The following is a 5,942-nucleotide window of genomic DNA, read 5'->3' as shown; positions in this document are numbered from 1 at the left end:
CCCGGGGGGCGGCATTTGTAGTCGCCGCCATTCCCCGGGTTCCTGCCTCCCTGCTTAAATTCCCATATTGCCCAGAATGCGCGTCAGCTCGCGCAGCGTCGGTTCGAGCGTCGGATGCTTGGCCGCGAATTGCGCCGAGATTTCCTGGCTGCGCTCGGCCAGGCCGTAAGTGGTGGTGAGTTCTTCGCCGGTTTCACGCTGTTCGAGCAGGTGCTTGATGTCGTGATCCAGTTGCAGCAGCAGGTCTTGCAGCTCTTCGTCCACCGGGCCGTGGCTCTCCAGCGCGGTGTGCAGGTTTCTCAACGACGCCTTCAGATTGCTGTCCATAATGCGGGTCCCCGTTGTAGTCGCGATAGTGTTTTTATACACCCATTTCGCGCGACCAGCCACGAATGCGCGCAATTTCGACTGGCTCCAGTCCGAGCGAGCGCAGAAAATCTTCGTGCGCTTGCGGAGACTGGTGCTCGAATAGCGCGTGCCAGCGGGCCATCGCATCGTCATCAAGTCCGGCGGCACGCAGCATGGCCGTCCAGCGCTCTTTCGTCATCGCCAGCCCGCCGCCTGCCGCCGTGCCTCGCTCGGGGTTCGCGCGCAGCAGCTGCAGCAGCACCTCCTGCTGCTCGCGCAGCCGGGCGATCTCGCGGTGGATGTCGTGCAGGCGACGCTCGATAAGCGAGGCCTGGTCGCCGCCTTGCAGGAATGCGGCGATGGCCTTCAATCCCAGTCCGGTTGCGCGATAGGCACGGATTTGCTCCATGCGCGCGATGGCCTGCGCGTCGTACACGCGGTAGCCCGCCTCGGTGCGCGCGGCCGCGATCAGGCCGAGCCGCTCGTAATTCAGCAGTGCTGTACGCGACACGCCTGCGCGCCTGGCCAGCTGGCCAATGGTGAGCGGCTTCATGGCAGCGGCTCGCGGTCTGGCGGCACGAAGCGCGTGCGCGATGCTGCTGAAGCCAGCAGCTGTGGCGAGTAATGCAGCGCCAGCATTTCACGTGCATCGGTCAGCACGGCATCGCGGCCATGCGCGCGCAGCAGGTGCATCAGGGCTTCGGTGATGGTGCGATGGAATTTTTCCGCCGCGCCGAGGGAGGCGGCGTAGGTGCTGATGCCGGCACAGGTGCGCGTGACGGCATCGTCGAACGGCAAACGTTCGAGATAGAGCCACGCCAGCCGGACATGGCCAGCGTGGTTGAAGTGCTCCTTCGGGAGCGTGCAGCGCTCGAAGCTGCTGAGGAATTCCTGATCTTCCATGGATGACAGCATAAGGCTGTCTACCGTAGACAGGTCAAGCCATTAGAACCAAGGGCGTGAAGCTAGTGGCTGCCACGATGTGGCAGCCACTTGGGTCACCGGTTTAGGGGGCGGTCAGGCCGCGGCGTTCCAGCAGCGGCTCGATCTTGGCGTCGCGGCCGCGGAATTCGCGGTACATCTGCATCGCATCCATCGTGCCGCCTTTGGACAGCAGCATTTGGCGGAAGCGGTCGCCGTTCTTGCGCAGCATGCCGCCGTTTTCCTTGAACCACTCGACGGTGTCCGCGTCCAGCTTCTCCGACCACAGGTAGCCATAGTAGCCGGCCGAATAACCGCCCGCGAACACGTGCGAGAAGTAAGTGGTGCGGTAGCGCGGTGGCACCGGTGCGAAGTCCACGCCGGCATCCTTCAGCGCCGCGGTTTCGAAGGCCACCACGTCGGTCGGGATCTTGTCGGCCGACAGCTGGTGCCAGCGCTGATCCAGGATCGACGCCTCCAGGTACTCGGTGGTGCGGAAGCCTTCGTTGAACTTGGCGGACGCCATCACCTTGTCCAGCAGCTCCTTCGGCATCGCCTCGCCGGTCTTGTAGTTCTTGGCGTAGTTGTTCAGCACCTCAGGCCAGGCCGCCCACATCTCGTTGACCTGCGATGGGAACTCCACGAAGTCGCGCGGCACGCGGGTGCCGGCAAAGCGTGGATACTTCACGTTCGAGAACATGCCATGCAGGGCGTGGCCGAATTCGTGGAACAGGGTGCGGGTTTCGTCCCAGGTCAGCAGGGTCGGTTCGCCGTCGGAAGGCTTCGGAATGTTCAAGTGATTCGCCACCACAGGGTGGGTGCCCAGCAGCGAGGACTGCGACACATAGGCATTCATCCATGCGCCACCGCGCTTGTTGGAGCGCGCGTAGTAGTCGCCGATGAAGATGGCCAGCTGCTTGCCGTTGGCGTCGAACACGTCGAACACGCGCACGTCCGGGTTGTAGACCGGCAGATCGTGGYGCTCCTTGAAGGTGATGCCGTACACCTTGTTCGCAGCGAAGAACACGCCGTTGGTCAGCACGTTATTCAGTTCGAAGTAAGGCTTCAGCTGGTTCTGGTCGAAAGCATAGCGCTGCTGGCGTACCTTGTCGGTGTAGAAGGCCCAGTCCTGCGCGGCGTTGGCGAAGCCGCCTTTGTCGGCATCGATCGCGGTCTGAATGTCCGCCGATTCCTTGCGTGCATTGTTCACAGCCGGCTTGGCGAATTCGGCCAGCAGCTTGTTCACGGCCGTGGTGTCGTGCGCGGTCTGGTCTTCCAGGTTGTAGGCGGCGTGGCTGGAATAGCCCAGCAACGCCGCGCGGTCAGCGCGCAGCTTGACGATCTTCAGCACCACGTCGCGGTTGTCGTATTCGCCGCCATGGCTGCCGCGCGCCAGCGATGCGGCCAGCAGGCGTTCACGCGTGGCGCGGTTGGTCAGCACTTCCAGCGGCGCCTGACCGGTGGTGTTGGCGACCGGGATCACGAACTTGCCTTCAAAGCCGCGCTTCTTCGCTTCCGCAGCGGCAGCGTCGATGGCCTTGTCGGACATGCCCGCCAGTTCCTCGCGGGTGTCCACCACCAGTGCGGATGCATTGGCTTCCTTCAGCACGTTCTGGCTGAATTTGGTGGACAGTGCGGCCAGCTCGGAGTTGTAGGCCTTCAGTTTTTCCTTGTCGGCGGCGGACAGCTTGGCGCCGGCACGCACGAAATCGGTGTGGTAGCGTTCCAGCAGATGCTTGGACTCAGCATCCAGGTGCAGCTTGTCGCGCTTGTCGTACAGTGCCTTGACGCGGGCATAGAGCTTCTCGTTCAGACGGATCGCATCGCTGTGCGCGGACAGCTTCGGCGCCAGTTCGCGGTTCAACGCTTCCATCTGGTCGTTGGTGTTGGCGCCGGACAGGTTGCCGAACACGCTCGATACGCGGTCCAGCAGGCGGCCGGAGCGTTCCATTGCCACGATGGTGTTGTCGAAGGTCGGCGCTTTCGGATTGTTGGCGATGGCGTCGATTTCCAGCATCTGCTGACGCATGCCTTCTACATAAGCCGGGCCGTAGTCTTCGTTCTTGATCTTGTCGAAGGCAGGGTAATGCAGCGGCAGGGTGCTCTCTTTGGCGAACGGGTTCGATGCGGGTAGCAGCGAGGCCGGTTCGGCATGGGCGGCGCCGGCGATAGCCAGGCTGGCAGCGATGATCAGCATGTGTGGACGGTACATTCTCTCTCCTGAATATGACTTCGCGTGGCGCGAAGCGTCAAATGATATCAGCCGGATTTTGCAAAGTCATCGGTGGCGCATGCTGCACCGCGCCATTGTGATATCAGCTTCGCAACTGGGCGGGCGTAAGGCCCAGCACGCGGCGCAGCGTTCGCGCCATATGGCTTGGGTGGGAGAAGCCGGCTTCCAGCGCGATATCGGTCATGCTCATGCGGCCCTCTAGGATGCGCAGGCGTGCGCGTTCGACGCGCCGTGCGAGCACGAACTGATGCACCGGCATGCCCGCCGCTTCCCGGAACAGGGCTTTGAAGTGGGACATGCTGAAGCCAGCAACCACCGCCAGTTCGGCCAGCGTGAGGTCCTGATCGAGGTTGGCTTCGATGTATTCGATCACCTGCTTCAGACGCCATGCGGGCAGCGCACGCGCCGGTTCCTGCGARGCGGGTTGTCCTTGCAACGCCAGCAAGCGCGCACCGAGCGCGGTGGCGAGGCTGTCCGCAAACAAACGTCCGCTGGGATGGCCGTCGCGCTCTTCGGCTTGCATCATCCAGCCAATGCGCTCGATTTGCGGGTCGCGGATGTGGATGGCGGGGTCGAGATGGTCCTGCATCAGTTCCGGCGAGAGGCGCAGCAGCAAGGAGGTGGCGGGCGCGGTGAGCGTCCAGCGCGTGCTGGAGCCGCCGGGGACCACGCAGAACTGGCCATGCAGACGCACACCGGTCCGCTCGAAGCGTCCGGCGCGCCAGGTCACGGGCACGGGGCTGCCGAGATGCAGGCAGAGCACATGGCGGCCGTCCACTGGCGAGTCGAAGCGTCCCTCCGGCACGGGCGACGTCAGCACGTCGAGCAGCGGCATGCCGCTCGATAGCTGGGCCTTGGCAGGAGCGGGATAGCAATCGGGTCTGATCATGGTGAGTGCTATTTAATCATCTTTTTGTGCTCACCGCTGGCCGTTTGTGCTCGCGGCGATTTCGGGCGCTGGCTAGCATGGTCTCCACGATTCAATCATGGAGATGACGATGGAAAGAAGAGAATTTTTGCGCGCCGGCGGCGCTCTGGCGCTGGTTTTCACCGGTGCAGCATGCGCAGTGGACCGCAACGCCGCAGGCGCTTCGGCTCCCCCCGCCGCGGGCGCAGCGCGCAGCGCGGGCACGTCGGTCACGGCGGCTGCCGCAGCGGCGGCAGTCGAAGCATCCGCATTCGCAGCAGCGCGCCGCTTTGCCGACCTGCGCTTCGGCCGCATTGCTTACGTCGAACACGGCAAAGGCGAAGCAGCGCTGTTCCTGCACGGCGCACCGCTGAACGGCTACCAATGGCGCGGCGCGATGGCACGCCTCGCCGCGCACCGCCGCTGCATCGCCCCGGATTTCATGGGCCTTGGCTACTCGCAGGTTCCCGGGCAGCAGCCGCTGGCAGCTGGCGATCAGGTGGAGATGCTGGCGGCGTTGATGGACAAGCTGGGAATAATGCGCGCCGACGTGGTGGCCAGCGACAGCGGCGGCGCTGTCGCGCAGCTGTTCATGGTGCGCTATCCCGAGCGCGTGCGCACAGTGATGCTGACCAATTGCGATGTCGAGACCAACAGCCCGCCCGCCGCCATCAAGCCTGTGCTGGACATGGCCCGCGACGGCACGCTGGCCGACATGACGGCTGTCTGGCTGACCGACCGCGAGAAAGCCCGTGCCACCTTCGGCGCCGCCGTCTTCCACAATCCCGCATCGCTGGCCGATGCCACGATCGACTACTACGTGACGCCGCTGGTCAGCACGCCATTGCGCCGCACGCAGTACCACGCTTTCCATCTCGCGCTGACGCCAAATCCGTTGGCCGGGATTGAAGCTTCACTGAAGCGCAGCCAGATCCCGGTGCGCATGGTCTGGGGCGGCAGCGACAACATCTTCACCATGGCCGACGCCCGCTATCTCGATGGCCTGTTCCCCCGCTCGCAAGGCATCCGCGAGGTGCCGGACGGGAAGCTGTTCTTCCAGGAAGAGTACCCGGACATTGTTGCGGAAGAAGCACTGCGTCTGTGGCGTACTTAGTAGTGCGGTGGACGCTCGTTGAGGGGGGACTGGTTGCTCTGGATGTTCGTGCGCACGTGCTCGGCCAGGGCGGCCAGCATTGCTTCCAGCTTGTCGATCTGCTTCTGCTGCTCGTAGACGCGCTGGTTCAACGACTCCACCAGGTCTTCCTGATGCGCCAGCTTGATTTCGATGTCGACAAAACGTTCTTCGCTGCTCACGGCTTGCTCCTGCACGGTAAAGCTGGCATTTTACCGGACTCGTCAGCGCATCCAGTGCAGCAGCGCGGCGACGATCCCTAATTCCAGCGATCCGACGCTGAGAACGATGCCAAGCGTCCAGCGAATAATCTCAAGCTTCATGGCGGCGATCTTTTCATCTTGCGCACCGAACCGAGCGTTCACATACTCGYGGAACTCGGCAAGCGACTTGTCGACGTG

At 63.5% G+C, this 5,942-nt stretch carries 7 protein-coding genes; 1 reads left to right on the top strand and 6 read right to left on the bottom strand.

The features are described 5' to 3' along the window. Window positions 1–54: 54 nt before the first annotated feature. The 5 genes from AB4Z11_RS20175 to AB4Z11_RS20155 form a co-directional block, all read right to left on the bottom strand. Window positions 55–327: a DUF4404 family protein gene (locus AB4Z11_RS20175; RefSeq protein ID WP_442027203.1), complete on the bottom strand. Its 273-nt coding sequence runs from the start codon at window positions 325–327 to the stop codon at window positions 55–57. A 34-nt stretch (window positions 328–361) separates the two neighbouring features. Then, the gene (locus AB4Z11_RS20170) at window positions 362–901 is read right to left on the bottom strand and encodes a MerR family transcriptional regulator (protein ID WP_442027201.1); all 540 of its coding nucleotides are present in this window, start codon (window positions 899–901) and stop codon (window positions 362–364) included. Next, on the bottom strand, window positions 898–1,263 hold the full coding sequence (locus AB4Z11_RS20165) for a hypothetical protein (protein ID WP_442027199.1): 366 nt from the start codon (window positions 1,261–1,263) through the stop codon (window positions 898–900). The genes AB4Z11_RS20170 and AB4Z11_RS20165 overlap by 4 nt, the downstream gene beginning before the upstream one ends. Window positions 1,264–1,354: 91 nt before the next feature. Then, window positions 1,355–3,481, bottom strand: a complete 2,127-nt coding sequence (locus tag AB4Z11_RS20160) for a M3 family metallopeptidase (protein ID WP_442027197.1) — start codon at window positions 3,479–3,481, stop codon at window positions 1,355–1,357. A 103-nt stretch (window positions 3,482–3,584) separates the two neighbouring features. Next, complete coding sequence (locus AB4Z11_RS20155) at window positions 3,585–4,391, bottom strand: helix-turn-helix domain-containing protein (RefSeq protein WP_442027195.1); 807 nt, start codon at window positions 4,389–4,391, stop codon at window positions 3,585–3,587. Window positions 4,392–4,500: 109 nt separating this feature from the next. Here AB4Z11_RS20155 and AB4Z11_RS20150 point away from each other — a divergent pair, with 109 nt between their 5' ends. Next, complete coding sequence (locus AB4Z11_RS20150; protein ID WP_442027193.1) at window positions 4,501–5,523, top strand: alpha/beta fold hydrolase; 1,023 nt, start codon at window positions 4,501–4,503, stop codon at window positions 5,521–5,523. Here AB4Z11_RS20150 and AB4Z11_RS20145 read toward each other — a convergent pair. After that, window positions 5,520–5,723 (bottom strand): SlyX family protein, encoded by a 204-nt coding sequence (locus AB4Z11_RS20145; protein ID WP_442027192.1) that lies wholly within the window; start codon window positions 5,721–5,723, stop codon window positions 5,520–5,522. The genes AB4Z11_RS20150 and AB4Z11_RS20145 overlap by 4 nt on opposite strands. Window positions 5,724–5,942: the final 219 nt, after the last annotated feature.

Source organism: Pseudoduganella sp. RAF53_2 (genome assembly GCF_052113985.1).
GTDB lineage: Bacteria > Pseudomonadota > Gammaproteobacteria > Burkholderiales > Burkholderiaceae_D > Rugamonas.
Note: the sequence above shows the minus strand (reverse complement) of the source record. Positions and strands in the feature narration are given on the sequence as shown.